This window comes from Flavobacterium sp. GT3P67, assembly GCF_004349155.1.
GTDB lineage: Bacteria > Bacteroidota > Bacteroidia > Flavobacteriales > Flavobacteriaceae > Flavobacterium > Flavobacterium ranwuense.
This window is the reverse complement of record NZ_SMLF01000004.1, coordinates 62,130-79,464: the sequence shown is the minus strand read 5'-3', so window position 1 is coordinate 79,464 and position 17,335 is coordinate 62,130. Positions and strand designations below refer to the sequence as shown.

Annotated in this window: 17 protein-coding genes and 1 pseudogene; 9 read left to right on the top strand and 9 right to left on the bottom strand. The window is 37.0% G+C overall.

The genetic code is table 11. The features are described 5' to 3' along the window. Positions 1-175 precede the first annotated feature (175 nt). From E0H99_RS08460 to E0H99_RS08430, 7 genes are all read right to left on the bottom strand, one after another. Entirely contained in the window at positions 176-982 is an 807-nt protein-coding gene (locus E0H99_RS08460; protein WP_131993784.1) for a PRTRC system ThiF family protein, read from the bottom strand. Beyond that, a complete protein-coding gene (locus E0H99_RS08455) occupies positions 982-1,704 on the bottom strand; it encodes a PRTRC system protein B (protein ID WP_131993781.1) in 723 nt (240 codons plus the stop codon). Before E0H99_RS08455 ends, E0H99_RS08460 begins: the two co-directional genes overlap by 1 nt. Next, positions 1,701-2,873, bottom strand: a complete 1,173-nt coding sequence (locus E0H99_RS08450; RefSeq protein ID WP_131993778.1) for a hypothetical protein — start codon at positions 2,871-2,873, stop codon at positions 1,701-1,703. Before E0H99_RS08450 ends, E0H99_RS08455 begins: the two co-directional genes overlap by 4 nt. 17 nt (positions 2,874-2,890) lie before the next feature. Beyond that, entirely contained in the window at positions 2,891-3,109 is a 219-nt protein-coding gene (locus E0H99_RS08445) for a PRTRC system protein C (RefSeq protein ID WP_131993775.1), read from the bottom strand. An 18-nt stretch (positions 3,110-3,127) separates the two neighbouring features. Beyond that, positions 3,128-3,667 (bottom strand): PRTRC system protein E, encoded by a 540-nt coding sequence (locus E0H99_RS08440; RefSeq protein ID WP_131993772.1) that lies wholly within the window; start codon positions 3,665-3,667, stop codon positions 3,128-3,130. A gap of 93 nt (positions 3,668-3,760) precedes the next feature. Continuing rightward, positions 3,761-4,834 carry a DUF932 domain-containing protein gene (locus tag E0H99_RS08435; protein ID WP_131993769.1) on the bottom strand — a complete coding sequence of 358 codons (1,074 nt, stop codon included), beginning with the start codon at positions 4,832-4,834 and terminating at the stop codon, positions 3,761-3,763. Positions 4,835-4,879: 45 nt separating this feature from the next. Beyond that, entirely contained in the window at positions 4,880-5,257 is a 378-nt protein-coding gene (locus E0H99_RS08430) for a single-stranded DNA-binding protein (RefSeq protein WP_131993766.1), read from the bottom strand. Positions 5,258-5,855: 598 nt separating this feature from the next. Between E0H99_RS08430 and E0H99_RS17220 the strand changes: the two genes are divergently transcribed. Beyond that, positions 5,856-6,005, top strand: a complete 150-nt coding sequence (locus E0H99_RS17220; RefSeq protein WP_165355352.1) for a hypothetical protein — start codon at positions 5,856-5,858, stop codon at positions 6,003-6,005. A gap of 31 nt (positions 6,006-6,036) precedes the next feature. Beyond that, positions 6,037-6,381 (top strand): hypothetical protein, encoded by a 345-nt coding sequence (locus E0H99_RS08425; RefSeq protein WP_165930281.1) that lies wholly within the window; start codon positions 6,037-6,039, stop codon positions 6,379-6,381. On the opposite strand, the gene E0H99_RS17640 is transcribed toward E0H99_RS08425, so the two are convergent. Beyond that, positions 6,367-6,498 carry an IS3 family transposase gene (locus tag E0H99_RS17640; RefSeq protein WP_165930280.1) on the bottom strand — a complete coding sequence of 44 codons (132 nt, stop codon included), beginning with the start codon at positions 6,496-6,498 and terminating at the stop codon, positions 6,367-6,369. The genes E0H99_RS08425 and E0H99_RS17640 overlap by 15 nt on opposite strands. A 354-nt stretch (positions 6,499-6,852) precedes the next feature. Continuing rightward, a complete protein-coding gene (locus E0H99_RS17635) occupies positions 6,853-7,005 on the bottom strand; it encodes a DUF6943 family protein (RefSeq protein WP_410503708.1) in 153 nt (50 codons plus the stop codon). 450 nt (positions 7,006-7,455) lie between these two features. On the opposite strand from E0H99_RS17635, the pseudogene E0H99_RS08410 reads away from it, so the two are divergent. The 7 genes and pseudogenes from E0H99_RS08410 to E0H99_RS08380 all read left to right on the top strand — a co-directional run bounded on the left by E0H99_RS08410 (position 7,456) and on the right by E0H99_RS08380 (position 17,222). Further along, positions 7,456-7,904, top strand: a pseudogene (locus tag E0H99_RS08410) (DUF3347 domain-containing protein). Positions 7,905-7,999: 95 nt separating this feature from the next. Next, entirely contained in the window at positions 8,000-8,287 is a 288-nt protein-coding gene (locus tag E0H99_RS17300) for a heavy metal-binding domain-containing protein (protein WP_205728677.1), read from the top strand. Between the two features lie 241 nt (positions 8,288-8,528). Beyond that, positions 8,529-11,066 carry a heavy metal translocating P-type ATPase gene (locus E0H99_RS08400; RefSeq protein ID WP_131993760.1) on the top strand — a complete coding sequence of 846 codons (2,538 nt, stop codon included), beginning with the start codon at positions 8,529-8,531 and terminating at the stop codon, positions 11,064-11,066. Positions 11,067-11,072: 6 nt separating this feature from the next. After that, entirely contained in the window at positions 11,073-13,580 is a 2,508-nt protein-coding gene (locus E0H99_RS08395) for a multicopper oxidase domain-containing protein (protein WP_240723465.1), read from the top strand. 117 nt (positions 13,581-13,697) lie between these two features. Beyond that, a complete protein-coding gene (locus tag E0H99_RS08390; RefSeq protein WP_131993757.1) occupies positions 13,698-14,261 on the top strand; it encodes an AraC family transcriptional regulator in 564 nt (187 codons plus the stop codon). A gap of 81 nt (positions 14,262-14,342) precedes the next feature. Beyond that, on the top strand, positions 14,343-14,912 hold the full coding sequence (locus E0H99_RS08385; RefSeq protein ID WP_131993754.1) for a helix-turn-helix domain-containing protein: 570 nt from the start codon (positions 14,343-14,345) through the stop codon (positions 14,910-14,912). A 54-nt stretch (positions 14,913-14,966) separates the two neighbouring features. Next, positions 14,967-17,222, top strand: a complete 2,256-nt coding sequence (locus E0H99_RS08380; RefSeq protein ID WP_131993751.1) for a heavy metal translocating P-type ATPase — start codon at positions 14,967-14,969, stop codon at positions 17,220-17,222. Positions 17,223-17,335: the final 113 nt, after the last annotated feature.

The following is a 17,335-nucleotide window of genomic DNA, read 5'->3' as shown; positions in this document are numbered from 1 at the left end:
AACAACGAAAGGGATAATGAATATCCCTTAGAAATCAGATTGCAGTCTATTTGACAAAATGGGAAGGACGGAAGTTTGAAGGGTACATTTTGGCAAAGTGGCTGCACCGATTTGATGCAAAAAGACTGCCCCGACCATCGGAAGGGAGTGTCTTTTTGCCGCCCGATTTTTCGGGTCACGCGACTGGAATGGGCTGTGAACGGAAATCTTTTAGATTAAGGAAGAAACCTCTGTATTCGCTCATACCATAACGGAACAAATTCCATAAAAGCGAGCATCCCATTTGAGCCAATGCCGAATTGATAAACAATTCCTGTTTCTCAAGTGCTTCCGCTAATGAACAACTTGAGGTGTCGTCTTGTTGTTCGGACTGCTTTAATAGTTCTCCAAATTCTTCGGTGACAAATGGCAGGTTTGCCACCGTTTCGTACTTTTCAGAATTGGGTTGCTTTATCTCTCCGATAGTGGATAGTATAACCTGTCCTGTATGCTGGCTGTTCCCAAAGTCCAGCCAATATTTTGGTGCATCCCTATGGTGTTTGCGGTTGTTTTGCAGGTTCAAAATATCCGCAATATCAAAGCGAGCCTGCACGCTGTCTACACAGGAAATATAAAGGGTTGCTTCTGCACTTTTGGGTACTCTTCCCAAAGCATCTTTTTCGAATTTCACGGTTTCCGCTTTCCAATTCGTTCCCATAAAACGGTTTGCACGGTTTACAAGGGCAACGGATTTGTGCAATCCTGTTTCACATTCTGCAAAACGCTGTCTTCCTAAATTGGCATTGGTTACAACATCATCATCCCAAAGGCGAACGGATAACCCTGCGTGTCCCAATTCAACTAGACTGTGGTTCATTTCCATTAAGGCGGTCAATACTTTTGAGCCTGTACCACCCGCACCGATTAGGTTTACGGTAATGGGGTTAGTCGGACTTATCAGGTAATTGTCCGTAAAATGCATTTTTGTTTTCTCTGTATTCATCACAATAGGTTTTTAAGTGTTTTGTTTTTCTTTTTTAATACTTCTTTCGGAAAGGGTTTCCCTGTCCCGATAAGGTCTTTCCAAAGATGTACACAATTGCCTATTATCGGACTGTTTTGCCCTAATAAATGGCTGAAATAGCTGTTGAAAAAGTAGTCTTCCCAAGCCCCTGTAAATTCCTCTACCGAAGCGGAGTTTTTGATGTTGATATTGACAGAACCCATGCATACTCTGCCGTCTTCATAGATGTTTAAAAAAGGCGCGAAATACAATGGCGTTTTTTCTGTCGATCTTCTGTCGCTTGTGAGTGCAAATACCGAAAGACTGTTTTTGTTGGCATACCAAATCATAGGAGGTACATACGCCATACCGCTCGGAATGTTCAAATCGTTCACAAAATACAGTTGTTTCCTTTGTCCTTTAGTGTACCACAATACCGCACCTTTATCGGTATTGGGATTGACATGCAGAATGTTGGTCGGCAAAATCCCATTGGATTTTAAAAAGGCTTTATCCTTCTCTTTTTCAGTCTGCAATGACTTTGACAATGCATTGGCTTCACGTTCTGTTAATGGATGCGCATTAATGGGGTTGCCGTTTTTATCCATGTCAAAATGTTCTACATATACATCAGTATTCTCTCTGTCTTCATAGAAAACCAAAGCGGATTTTGGGTGGTATAATGTCCCAAAACTAGCGGTTATATCGTTTGTGTTTTTCATTTTCTTGTCGTTTCATAGTTATACAATAGACTGCACATATCGTCCAATAGGGCAAATAATCTGTTCTCAAAATCAAGACTGGTATTTGTTACGTCTTTGCCGTCAAAGCATTTGCAAATGGTCGGTTCGTCCATTGCTCCATACTCGTTAAACTCGTTGTTGATGCTGTCGGCAATGCTCTCGTACAGCCATCCTTTGGTGTGCGATATAAAGGAAATGTACTTTTCCATGCCGATGGTTTCGTTTTCGTCCTCTTCATTGTCGGGGTCATCCTTTATTGGTGTGTTTCGGAAAATGCTTTCCTGTGGGTACTCCGTGTATACAGCCAAGGCAGTACTAGCTACCTGCCAACACTCATGGTCGAAGGTATTACGGTTTTTAAAAGCATTTAAACGCTGTTGAAATACCTGAAGACTCATACGGTTAAAAATCTTTTGCTCTATGCAATCCCCAATCAATTCTGCTTTGCTGAATTCAAGTTGATACGTTTCTGCTTTGTCTGTTTCATCGTCCTGTTCCGCCCATTCCTTGTGCATTTCGTACATCCAATACAGATAGCTGTCTTCCCGTCTGTAATAGGGAATATCCGCAATATGGTACAGATAAGCGCAAACGGAAATAAGCAGTTGGGCATTCCTTTTCCGCTTGGGGTCGTGTAGCATTTGATAAAGCGGTTCAATCGGAATATAATACAGGGTTGTGCCTGTATTGTATTTTTCCTCGCTGATAAAGTAGGTTTTCTTGCTGTCCTGTACCAAACGTATTTCCTGCCAGTTTAAAACACGCTGTTTTAGCTTTTCCTCCATGTCCCATATAGCCAATGCCATATTGTAGGGATAGTCATATTGGTTGGTCTGCATTGGTTCTATCTTGTAATGCTCGGCAAGTTGGAAAAGGGACTTATAAAAATCCCTCTGCGTTTTTGCTGTTTTCTCACAAGCCTGTATCGTTTTCGTTTCTTTGAGTTTAGGCAGAAAAGAAGTCTTTAGAAAACCATTGGCAACATTTGCGTTGGTACTGATTTGCGCTTGTCTTTCTGAATCTCGTTTGCATCTTTTGGTTTTTGCATCCAATGGGCGAACTCGCTGAGTTGTTGGTACAACTGCCTTTGTCTTTTTTGTTCGGGCGGGCTGATTGTTCCCGATATAATGTGTTTGCACATAATTCATCGCTTTAAAATTTTGGTTTAACCTTTAGTACCCATTACACTTTCAAATCGGTATTCGACCGCATCGTCTTTGATGGCGGGTGCAGATATTTTGGCGGTAGTCAAAATGGGGTATGTATTGGCGTAAAAATTCAATACCGCTTCCACACTCCAACGTGGTTCGGGGTCGGTCAGTATGATGTCCTGTCCCTTATCCTTGAGTACAAACACTCGTTCCAATTGCGTTGCTAATAACATGATTTCTGAATTTTGCGATTATACATTTTGTTCCTGTCCTGTTCCAAAAAGACTTGGAGCGGAAAACTTGTCGGATAGTTCCGTTTTGCGTCTGCGTATCTCGTCAGCTTTTTCGGGAAACTCTGTTATTTCGGGTACTTTCATCCATGCATCACGGAATTTGCCTTCTTTCTCCAATTCATCCGCCTTTGCCATGCCGTCTTTAAACTTTTTGTCTTTGACTTCCTGTTCTTTCTTCTTACTGTCGGCTTTTTCTTTCTCCATTGCCGATTGCTTTTTGGCTTCTTCCACTTGCTTCATAAATCCTTCCATATCGACCATTATGCCCGAAGCAGTCTGTATAGGCGTGGTTATTTTCTCAAAAAAAACGTTATCAAGTTCTTCTGCTGTTCCCCGAAGAGTAAGGGGCGGTATGATATTCTTTGCGTTATCTCCGCATTGTTGGTTTTGGAGCATAACGGATACGATAAGGTTGTTTTCTGCTCCCTTTGCTATGGTCAGGTGCAAATCACCTTGTATATCCATCTGTGCTAACTGATTGAAAAAATTTGTGTTCATCGTGCTAAAAATTTAATTGTCCATTTTATCTAATGCTTTCACCTCATAAAGTTTTTAAAGGCTACCACCATTTAAGGCGGTAGCCTATGGTATTTAATTAAGGTTTAAGATTTCCGCTCCGTCTGTTGCGAAAGAGGTACACAGTTCAAAAGCCTTTTGGGACTTTAGCTGTGCCGTACCACCCATTACAATACTCTGTAGCTTGGCTTCATTGTCTTTGTAATTGCGTACATTCTGATAGTAGCCTGTCACGGCATTATACGCCCCGAACAATGTTCCTTTAGTAGTGTCCATTTGTTGAGTGTCGCTTGTAATAGCGTATGCAAAGGCATCTTGTACAACATTTTTGAACACGGTGGAAACTTCATCTTCCGCACCCTTTTTAAGCAAATCCAATGTTTCCTTATTTGGGCAAAGAGCTAATTGGATTAGTTTTTTTACTTCTTGGTCAGTTACTTTTACTTTAGCCCAATGGTTGAATATTCCCTCTAACTGGTTGCTTAAGGTATCCGCCAATCCCATAACTTTGTGCGCATTTTCCAAATGCTGTTTTGCTCCCGAAGTATGTTTGATGCGTACCACGTTGCTCATCGAACGAAGGGAGGCGTTAAGGGTATTTTGGCATACGATACGGATAGGGGTGAAGGCTGCTGTGATACTTCCGCTACCATCATGTGAAGTGGTTAGGAAAATATACTTTTCTGTTACATCATCGCCATTGCCCACTCGGATATAGTCGGGTAGTTTGGCAGTGATAAAGATGCGTTCCCCTTGTCCCAATGCTCCTGCGGTTTCGTACAATATTCCCTCTGAGCCACCTACAATAGCATCAAAGAAATTGAAAGCCTCACGGTTTTGTACAATGTGATAGTCTTTGCCAACTACGCCCAATACGGCATTGTTATCGGTACGGATATTGGCGTAATAGTTGGGGACTTCCAGTTCACTACTGCCTATTTCAATTCCGTTTGTGGTTTCGATGATGCCCGAACCTTTGGTATATAGTGGTGTTTTAATGACTTCATAATCTAATCCTGCGTGCATGATTGCTTCTTCGCTTGTAGGGTATTGCTCTACGACTTGCCCTAAGCCGTGCCACGCTTTTTCTTTTACGCTAAAGAATGAATAACGTCCTGTTGTGCTGTTGAAATTGATATTATGTGCCATGATAAAATGATTTTAAAAGTTTAAAAATTGTTTAGATACTTGTTATTAAAATGGGAGGTCGTCCTTTTCCTTGCTATTGTTGGTCCCTGTGGGAGTTTGTACCGTTTCGGATTTTTTGCCACCCCCGTGCAGTTTGATTTGCGAGGTATTAAAATTTAGCCCTGCGTGTGTTTCTCCGTCACTGCCCGTCCACGCCCTTGCACTTATTCTGCCTGTGAGTTCTACGACAGTACCTTTTGTAAGTATCTTGGCAACGTTAGGACTAAGCCAGTAAGCGCAGTCGAAGTATGTTGTCTGCTCCACGCGTTCGCCAGATTTATTTCGGTAGCTGTCGTTGATGGCTACTGAAAAGTTTACTACCTGTTTGCTGTTTGACACATTGCGAACCTGCGCATCCGCTGTCACTCTTCCAATGATTTTCATGATTTCTACGATTTTTAATGAATTACTTTTTTTTTAAAATTTTATTCGGCAATGAGAGGAGGTGCTGTTTTGTTTCATCAAATCCATTTGTAATATTTTATTTCTCATTGCTGACATTTTTTTTATTCGTCTAAAGAGCCGGAGTATGCTATGTTTCGTTTCATGAGCATAAAAAGGTGAGTGTTTAGCAATAGCAAGGCTTTGATAAAAAATACAACCTGGATGGGTGGAGATTTTTTATCAAATCTGAAGGACCAGGCCTTGCTATTGCGTTAAGAACACTGAGTTACCTTTGCTCCTGAAATAAGACAAAAGCATACTGGTTTTTGAATACAAAAATGAAGGGGAAGCAACGAAGAGATTGGTAAATGGTTCTAATGATCAGAAAATTTCATCAATATGACAAAATCTATAAATCGATGTTCAAGATTTTTTTTAAAAATGCTGCCGAGGGAGTTATTGATTGATAATATTAGATGTAGTTACAGCACAAATAGTTGGTGCTGCTGTTGTTGGTGCTGCTAAATAATTATATAGTTGTTCACCAATATCAAGTGTTCACGTTTTCGTGAACGTAAGTATAAAGTGAACAAGATGAATGAGCAGTACATTATACAGAATGCAATACACAATCTTCTCAATGATGAAATACGAGCTGAATGGAGAAGTACCAACTGATGATTTCATTGATGGAAAGCTAACGCTTCACATGAAATATCATCCAGGTTGTATTAAATGTAGAAGTTAAAAAAGAACTACGTGGTATGCATCTTACCAGTATGGAGGATAAGGTACGCAGTGAAGCAACATTTATGATTGTTGCTGATCGTATATTTCCTAAGGTTAAGCAGGAGCTAAAAGAAAAGCAAATCAATTATTTGGAAGCAAGCGGAAACATGTCCCTGCTAATGGATGGCCTTTACATTAATATTGATGGCAGGAAAAATGAGGTTACTGCAGCTACTAGCGCCAACCGTGCCTTTACAAAGACTTGGCTGCAGGTCATATTCCAGTTTCTAATTGAAGAATGGGTAAATCGGTCATATCGTGGAATAGAGCAACGCCCTGGTACCGGCTTGGGTAATTGTTGTCACTTTGAACTTCTTGCTTTATATGCTTTCTAAGCCAAGTTCTTTCATATATTTTGCAACTTTAATTCGTGAAACTTTGTAACCTAAATACTGTAATTCCAATGTTATTCTAGGACGTCCATATCGTTGCTTGTCTGCAAAATAAATCAATGTTATATGCTCTTTTATGATAATTTTTAGTTTTTGTCTTACTGTGATTACTTGTTTTTTTCATCGGTAGAACTTCCGCTGCTTACTTGCAGCAATTTGCACATTTTTTCAATCAGGAATAGCAGCGCCTTGATTTCATTTTTCAAATACTTGATTGTGCTTAGATAATCCGGGAGGGAGATCTTTTTTGTATTCGATTATGTCGGAATTCCAAAGGGAGTGGAGGTTTATTCCCCTGAAATTGTTGTATATAAGTCCTATATTAATGTTCAATTGATCTTTTTTTCTAGCAAGCTAAAAGCCTGCACTTGTTTCTGGTGCAACTCGTGTTCCTACGTTAATTCAAATGTGTTTTTAATCAAAATCTTTCTTAAAATTAATGATAAATAAAAATTGCATTACGTAACCGATAAAAAATTGGTGCCATAAGTTGGATTTCCAAATACTATATACAAGCCAGTCTTTTGAATATTTTTTAACCATTTGTAAACATATAACCGTTAGCATATTCGAATAAGAGTACGCATATTTAGTGTTTCAATTACGTTCCTGCGAGTCATCTTTTTTGAGTGATTTGAATAGTACAAAAAGTATTCTATTTATTGAAATTCAATAATTGTATTCTTAATTTATTTTTTCACTGAGTTACTTAATCTTATTTCAAAATGCTCCTGACTTTAAAGACGTAAAGAAAAAATGGAGACTATAAAGAAATTATTAAAAGCTACTAAATAATCATTTGAAAATTTTATACATCATTTCAGGAATTGTACAAAACCCATCAGCTGACTTCTACTGAATTTTGTACTGTGAAAGTCTGAATCTATCTAGACTAAGAAAAAGCAGTAACAATTAAAATTTAGAAGAATGGAAACAATGATTATTTCCCTGGTCTCTTTGGTATTAGGATTATTATCTTTTACCAAAGATGAATGCGAAGATAGCTACGAATAAGTAATTAACTCAAATCTAGTAACTCAAATCTCATTTTCAACCGAAGAGATTGTTAACAGTTATTTAAAAATCAAAAATGCCTTAGTAAAAAGCGACACTAAAACAGCAGCTCAAACAGCTAAAGCATTAGAACTAATTTTGAACACTTTACTCAGTTAACAGCTACTCAAAAACAAGTATTTGCTAAAATTTCTGAAGAAGCAAAAAAGCAAACCAAAACTATAAGCACTAACAACAGTAAACTTGACAAACAAAGAAAAGCTTTTCATCTGTTAAGCGATAATATCAATGAGTTGGTAAATGTTTTTGGCACTTCCCAAAAATTGTATCAAGATTACTGTCCCATGTATGAAGGTGGTTCCATTTGGCTAAGTGAGACGAAAGATATTAAGAATCCCTATTATGGAGCCCAAATGCTTAATTGTGGTAAAATAAAAGAGGTCATAGAATAAATTAAATGTGAATAATGCAAGGTATTAAAGTAAATGTAATTACCTTTATTACAGCGAATTAGAATAAAAATTTTAACTTTTAAAATCTAAACAGAATGAAAAATAAATTATTTTCAACCATAATAATGGCATCTGTATTGGTTTCATGTAACCAAAAAAACAAAGAAACTACAACCGAACATTCCCACATGATGGGCGATAGTACAATGGTAGATAATGATAATACAATGATGAACGATAAAAATAAAACAATGGAAAATCACGAACAAATGTATGCATGTCCAATGCATCCCGAAGTACAAGGAAAAATGGATGACAAATGCTCTAAATGCGGTATGAAATTAACAGAACCTGTTCCTGAGAAAAAGGAAGAAAGTAAATAATAACCTATTTTTTGGGCTAGAAACTTAAATTAACCTTGCTATGTTGATAAGCAGGGTTAATTTATCTTGTTCAATAAAAACGATAACAATCAGTTCTAAAAGGGAAGTGGCTTTTCAACCATTTCAAAAACTTAAAACCCTCAAGCAAATAGAGGATTTATAAATTTTGCAAATTAAAGCCAAAATTGTGCAAAGAAAAAAAAACGGTTATGGTAGAAATTTGTATTAAATGAAATAACAGATGATACATTCTTACAGCATTACCGGTATGACTAGCGATGGGTGTCGCACCAATGTCGAAAAAGCATTGAATGCTATTGAGGGTATTGAAGCGAAAGTGTCATTAAACCCACCCATAGCCACTATAACAATGAAAAAACACCTTCCAACAGCACAACTACAGGAGGCATTAACCGCCGTTGGAAAATACACCATAGAAATGACTAATGGTAAAATGCCGCAAGAGTCAGTAACTAATGAGGCTGCTGCAAAATCTTGTAGCACTTCGCCTTCCCATAGCGATAAAAAAGAAATGACTGTTATCATTAATGCAAACGGCAAATACTATTGTCCAATGCATTGTGAAGGCGAAAAAGTCTATGACAAAGCAGGAGACTGTCCTGTATGTGGAATGGATTTAGTAAAAGCGCCGGAACTAGCAGAAAGCAAAACTTTATATACTTGTCCCATGCATCCCGAAGTAATTAGTGAAACTCCAGGTTCATGTCCTATTTGCGGAATGGACTTAGTACCTATGAATCCAAGTGATACTGAAGGCCAAAAGACATATAAGGATTTAGTTAAAAAAATGAAAATAGCGGTCGTATTTACAATTCCCATTTTCGCTATTGCCATGATAGAAATGTCGCATAACAATCCTTTATTAAGAATAATGGATACCTCAAAATGGAATTGGGTGCAATTAATATTATCACTTCCAGTGGTTTTTTATGCCTGTTGGATATTCTTTGTCCGGGCATGGAAATCAATAATCACATGGAACTTAAATATGTTTACCCTTATCGGAATTGGAACAGGTGTAGCATTTCTGTTTAGTTTAGTAGGAATGTTTTTTCCCGATATTTTCCCAAATGAATTTAAGACAGAACACGGTACAGTACTATTATACTTCGAAGCTACAACAGTAATTCTAACTTTAGTTTTGTTAGGACAATTACTCGAAGCGAGAGCGCACAGTCAAACCAGTGGAGCAATAAAAGAATTATTAAAATTGGCGCCTACTGAAGCTACATTGGTTATTGAAGGAGTTGACAAAGTAATCTCTATTCACGATATCAAAAAAGGTGATTTGCTACGAGTAAAACCTGGAGACAAAATTCCTGTGGATGGAAAAATAACGGATGGAGAAAGTAGTATAGACGAAGCGATGATTACTGGAGAACCGATACCTGTCGACAAAAAGAAAGATGATATTGTAATAGCAGGAACAATCAACGGCAATAAATCATTTGTGATGGTAGCGGAAAAAGTAGGTTCTGAAACCTTGCTTTCCCAAATTGTGCAAATGGTAAATGATGCCAGTCGTTCAAGAGCACCAATTCAAAAATTAGCTGATAGCATCGCTGAATATTTTGTGCCAATCGTTGTAATCATATCTGTAATTACCTTTTTCATTTGGGCACAGTTTGGTCCGGAACCCGCCTTGGTCTATGGTTTTATAAACGCAATCGCAGTCTTAATTATTGCCTGTCCTTGCGCTTTGGGGTTAGCAACTCCTATGTCAGTAATGGTAGGTGTTGGTAAAGGTGCTCAATCGGGAGTTTTAATTAAAAATGCTGAAGCTTTAGAAAACATGAATAAGGTGAATGTTTTGATAACTGATAAAACAGGAACAATCACCGAAGGAAAACCTTCAATCGAAAAAATTTATTCATCCAATAACTACGATGATGACTTATTACAAAGCATTGCTTCCTTAAACCAGTATAGCGAGCATCCATTGGCACAAGCTGTTGTGAATTATGCTAAAACGAAATCCATTGCTCTAATAGAAGTAAAAAATTTTGAAGCCATTACAGGAAAAGGAGTTACAGGAACAGTGACCAATAAAAAAGTTGCATTGGGAAATAAAAAACTAATGGAGCAAGTCAAAGCAACAGTTTCTGATGATTTAGAAAACAAAATTATAACCGAACAAAAATTGGGAAAAACAGTTTCATACATTTCAGTTGATGGGGTTGCAGTAGGTTTTGTCTCGATTACCGATGCTATAAAAACTTCAAGTGCAGCAGCCATAAAAGAACTTATGAATCAAGGTGTCGAAGTAATTATGCTAACTGGTGACAATGTCAATACCGCGAAAGCAGTGGCTGATGAATTGGGCTTAACGGCTTATAAAGCAGGATGTTTACCCCAAGACAAACTCAAAGAAATTAAAAGATTACAGGCAGAAGGAAAAATTGTAGCAATGGCTGGTGATGGCATAAATGATGCTCCGGCCTTGGCACAAGCCGATATTGGAATAGCAATGGGAACAGGAACAGATGTAGCCATAGAAAGTGCCAAAATCACTTTAGTAAAAGGCGATTTACAAGGCATTGTAAAAGCTAAAAATTTAAGCCATGCTGTAATGAGAAACATCAAGCAAAATCTATTTTTTGCCTTTTTCTATAACGTGCTTGGTGTACCGATCGCAGCTGGAGTTTTATACCCAGCTTTTGGTATCTTATTATCTCCTATGATTGCTGCATTGGCAATGTCATTTAGTTCCGTGTCGGTAATTGTAAATGCCTTACGATTACGAAATTTAAAACTTTAATTAAAAATGAAAGAACTACTCTCACTAATATTTGCCTTTTCTATATTTTCACTTGCTGAAGCCAATGTATTGCAGCAATCAAAACTCATAACTTATACCTGTGTTATGCATCCCGAAATTCATGCGAATGAACCGGGAAATTGTCCCAAATGCGGAATGACATTAATCAAAGAAAAAACAAAAAAAGCCAAGACAAAATCTGCTGTAAAACCAGCTAAAACCCCAACAGTAAAACAAACAGATTTAGTTAAACAGAAGCTACAGGTAATTGAAGACAGTATTTCAAAGCCAAAAACTGTTCAGGGAACACTTCCAAAGGAGACAGTTATCGTTGTCAAAAGCGATCCGCCAAGAACTGTTCGCTATGACTTATATGTTAGAGATACTATTGTAAATTTTACCGGTAAACCCAAAAGAGCTATTGCGGTCAATGGACAAATTCCAATGCCAACACTAACGTTTACTGAAGGAGATACTGCGGAAATTTATGTGCATAACGAATTGGACGAAGAAACTTCAATGCATTGGCATGGCTTATTTTTACCTAATAAAGAAGATGGTGTTCCCAATTTGACGCAAATGCCGATTCCTGCTCATTCTACTCATTTGTATAAATTCCCTATCATACAACATGGAACACATTGGTACCACAGTCATACTGAACTGCAAGAGCAAATAGGAATGTATGGCTCGTTCATAATGAATAAACGCATAGAAGATAGTAGCTTTAGAAAAGGAATCGATGATTTACCAACCATTCCCATTATTTTAAGTGAATGGACCGATATGAAACCGGAAAATGTTCATCGAATGCTACACAACGCAACTGATTGGTTTGCTATTAAAAAAGGAACAACTCAAAGTTATGCCGAAGCCATTCGAAGTGGACATTTTTTAACAAAAGTTACCAACGAATGGAAACGTATGAATGCCATGGATGTTAGCGATGTGTATTATGACAAATTTCTGATAAACGGTAAAACTCAAAACGAATTTTCACAATTCAAAGCCGGAGATCGAGTGCGTTTGCGTATTTCTAATGGTGGTGCATCCACTTATTTTTGGCTAACTTATTCCGGTGGAAAAATTACCGTAGTAGCCAGTGATGGTAATGATGTGGAGCCGGTAGAAGTGGACAGATTGATTATAGCCGTTTCCGAAACTTATGATGTTATCATAACCATTCCCGAAGACTACAAAACCTATGAATTTTTGGCCACTTCGGAAGACAGAACTAAGTCAACTTCAATTTTTTTAGGTAACGGAACCAAACACCCAGCAACCCCATTACCTAAGTTGAAGTATTTTGAAGGTATGAAAATGATGAATGGCATGATGAAAATGAATGGCGATTTGGATGATATGGACATGCAAATGTCACTCAATCAAATGGACATGAATGTAGTGATGTATCCTGAAATAACCGGTGACGACAGTAAAAAAGAAGAAACAAAAAGTACCGAAGCCAATCCGAATCAATACAATGGTAATGCACTTTCGGATATTGCAACACTTAATTATGCCATGCTCAAGGCTCCACATAAAACCAAACTTCCTGAGGGACCGATAAAAGAATTGCGTTTTGAATTGTCGGGGAATATGAACCGTTATGTTTGGAGTTTAGACAATAAAGTAGTTTCTGAAACTGATAAAATATTAATCAAAAAAGGAGAGAATGTTAGGATTACCATTTACAACGGTTCAATGATGCGCCATCCGATGCACTTACACGGTCATGATTTTAGGGTGATTGATGGTCAAGAGGAATACGCTCCTTTAAAAAATATTATTGATATCATGCCAATGGAAACCGATACCTTGGAATTCCATGCCAACGTAGAGGGCGATTGGTTCTTCCACTGTCATATTCTTTATCACATGATGAGCGGTATGGGTCGTGTTTTCACTTATGAAAATCAAGCAGCGAATCCTTTGATTCCGAATCCAAAATTGGCGCAGCGAAAACTGTTTGCTGATGATAGAGCCTTTCATATTATGGCAGAGAATGATTTTGCCACGAATGGCAATGATGGTGGATTTATGATTCAAAATACACGTTGGAGTTTGGGTACAGAATGGAGATTAGGCTATACGGATATGCATGGATATGAAACAGAAACCCACATTGGTAGGTATCTCGGTAAAATGCAATGGTTGATGCCTTTTGTAGGCTTCGATTGGCGCTATCGTAAAATGGAAGAAGGTGAAATGGAAGAAAATCTTTTTGGTCAAACCAGTACCAAAGATAAACGTGGTGTTTTTAGTGTAGGTGTCGAGTATACAATGCCGATGCTTGTCAAAGCGCTGGCTGAGGTATATGATGACGGGAATTTCAGAATACAATTCGAACGTATGGATATTCCACTTTCCAAAAGACTTCGTATGAACCTCATGTGGAATACCGATAAAGAATACATGGCTGGTTTGCGTTATATTTTGACTCGAAATATGGGAATTACAACGCATTATGACAGCGATATGGGTTTTGGATTCGGACTGGGATTGAATTATTAATCTAATAGTTTGACAAAAATAAGCTACGTTTTTAGCCTGTTTACAATAGTTAAACACAGGGGTGTTTTTTGTAAATTTGTTAAATGCTTTAACCTATATAAATTTAAATAGCTTGCAATGAAATTATCGATTAAAAATATGGTTTGTGAAAGATGTATTATGGTTGTCAAGCAGGAATTAGAAAAAAATAATTTAACAGCTGACACTATACAATTGGGTGAAATTACTTTCAAAGAAGCTTTGTCTGAAGAACAGATAACAATTTTAAAAGAAGGTTTGTGTACTCATGGTTTTGAAGTTCTTGATGATCGAAAAGCCATGATTATTGAAAAAGTCAAAAACATCATAGTCACTATTATTCACAGTACGGAGGAAGTTGATATCAAAAGAAATTATTCTGATATTATTGCGCAACAAATCCCTATTGATTACAACTATATTAGTTCCATTTTTTCATCATCAGTAGGCATTACTATTGAGCAGTTCATCATTCTTCAGAGAATAGAAAGGGTAAAAGAATTGCTAGTCTACAATGAACTTTCGCTAAGTGAAATTGCTTATAAATTAGGCTATTATAATGTTCAGCATCTTTCTACCCAATTTAAGAAAATTACTGGTCTTACCCCTTCTCATTTTAAGTTGGTCAAAGAAAACAAAAGAAAGTCTTTAGATCAATTGTAAAATTTTAAACAACTTATCAGGAATTTTGCAACAGGCCGAAGATGGCTTTCTTCTAACTTTGTCCTATAAAAAATAAAGGACATGCAAGTAGATAATAGACTTCAAATTAAAGGAATGGTATGTACGAGATGTATATCGATATTGTTCGATGAACTTTCGCTCATCGGTTTAGAAATTACTTCAATTAAATTGGGTGAAGTATTCTTCAAGGGACAACTGCCCATGCATATAGATAGCAATCGAATTCAATTAGCGATTCAAAAATTTGGTTTTGAATTGTTAACCGATAAAAAAAGGATCTTTATTGAACAAATTAAAAGTCTGGTTATAAGCGGAATCGATTTACAAAGGCAAACCAAAGATATTATTAAGTTTTCAGAATATTTGAGTGCCGAATTGCATAAAGATTACAACTATTTAAGTACTTTTTTTTCAGATAGTGAAGGTATTACATTAGAAAAATATATTATCACACAGCGCATTCATATAGTTAAAGAGCAATTAATCAATACTGAAAAATCGCTCACTGAAATATCTGATGAATTTGGATACAGCAGTGTCTCACATTTGTCAAGACAATTAAAATCTTACACAGGTTACGATACTTACCACTTTAAGAATCTCCGAAAAAGCACCTACTTTTTTCAGTAAGAGTTTCAATCATCAATTAATTCAATCAGGATAATAACAACAGAATTTTAAATCATGGAAACAATAAACAGAACATCACCCATAAAAGATAAAATGAATATTTTCATCAAGCAAACTTTTCCAGTTACAGGAATGACTTGTGCTGCTTGTGCTATCAGTGTGGAAAGTATCCTCAAAGACACCGAAGGTGTCAAAGATGCCGGCGTAAATTATGCCAACCAATCAGCTTGGATAGAATATTCTGATACCGTAACTATCGAAGAGATACAAAGCAGAACCCGTTCAGTAGGTTATGATTTAATTGTAAATGCGGAAGATCCTTTTCAGGAACAACAAGACCAGCAACAGAGGCATTACGAAGCACTAAAAAAAAGAACCATTTTAGCGATCTTATTGTCTATTCCAATTGCTATTATAGGGATGTTTTTTATGGATATGCCTTATGGAAATTATATCATGATGGCTTTGGCTACTCCGGTGGTATTTTATTTAGGGAAAAACTTTTTCAGCAATGCCTATAAACAAGCCAAACACGGCAAAGCCAATATGGATACATTAGTGGCTTTAAGCACAGGTATAGCTTACTTTTTTAGTGTTTTTAATACTTTTTTTGCAGAATTTTGGCACGAAAGAGGATTACATGCTCACGTGTATTTTGAAGCAGCAGCTGTAATTATCGCTTTTATTTCTATAGGAAAATTGTTGGAAGAAAAAGCAAAATCGAATACTTCTTCTGCTTTAAAAAAGCTTATCGGATTGCAACCTAAAACGGTAAGAATTAAAGTTGGTAATATAGAAAAAGAAATTCCTGTTGCAGAAGTCCAAATTGCCAATATTATCATTGTTAAACCAGGCGAAAAAATTCCTGTTGATGGATCTGTTATGAGAGGAGTTTCATTTGTGGACGAAAGCATGATAAGCGGAGAGCCCATTCCTGTTGAAAAATCTTTGGGAGAAAAAGTTTTTGCTGGTACGATTAACCAAAAAGGTAGTTTTGAGTTTAAAGCTGAAAAAGTAGGAGGCGATACAGTCTTAGCCCAAATTATAAAGATGGTTCAAGAAGCGCAAGGTAGTAAACCACCTGTTCAGAAATTGGTTGATAAAATTGCTGGAATTTTTGTTCCCGTTGTTTTATTGATTGCAATTCTTACTTTTATTTCTTGGATGCTGTTGGGGAACGAAAATAATTTAACGCATGCCTTGTTGACTTCTGTTTCAGTTTTGGTAATTGCTTGTCCTTGTGCATTGGGTTTAGCTACTCCTACCGCGATTATGGTTGGTATTGGAAAAGGAGCAGAAAATAATATACTTATAAAAGATGCTGAGAGTTTAGAGTTAGCACACAAAGTTGATGCTATAATTCTTGATAAAACTGGTACTATCACAGAAGGTAAGCCTGTAGTAAGCGATATTGAATGGAAGAATAATAAAAATGATTTTTTTCACTCCAGACAAGTACTTTATGCTATGGAATCGTTATCAGAACATCCTTTAGCAGAGGCCGTAACCATACATTTGAAACAAGAAATAGTTTCACCCGTTGCCTTAACTAATTTTACTAGTATTACAGGAAGAGGTGTAAGCGCAAACTATGATGATATAACTTATTATGTTGGTAATAAAAAACTTATTGAAGAGCATCAAATAAATTTTGACGAGATGATTTTTTCTAGGGCAGAAGAATGGCAAAAAGATGCTAAAACTGTAGTTTATTTTGCCAATGAAAAGGAGGTACTTGCATGTATTGCCATTTCAGATAAGATAAAATTGACTTCAAAAGAAGCTATTGTTAAATTACAAAATAAAGGGATTGCAGTTTATATGCTTACTGGTGACAACCATCAAACTGCAGCAGCTGTAGCTAATGAAGTAGGATTGCAGCATTACAGAGCGGAAGTAATGCCATCTGAAAAGGCTGCTTTTATAAAGGAATTACAATCCAAAGGGCATATTGTTGCAATGGTAGGAGATGGTATAAATGATAGCCATGCATTGGCGCAAGCGGATGTAAGTATTGCAATGGGTAAAGGGTCGGATATTGCAATGGATGTGGCTAAAATGACACTTATTACCTCTGATTTAAATATGATTCCGAAGGCTTTAGAACTTTCGCGTAAAACCATCACCACTATCAAACAGAATCTCTTTTGGGCTTTCATATATAACTTAATTGGAATTCCGCTTGCTGCAGGATTATTGTATCCGTACAATGGGTTTCTGCTGGATCCGATGATTGCTGGAGCGGCTATGGCGCTAAGCTCAGTATCTGTAGTAGGAAATAGCTTAAGACTGAAAGGTGTAAAGCTCTGATTTAATTTTTAAATTTCGATTATTTCAAGAGATGTCCAGTTCAACACTGGACATTTTTTTTGCATTGATAGTTCAAAAATTTTAGAAATCTTCCCATAAATAGTGCAAAGTCA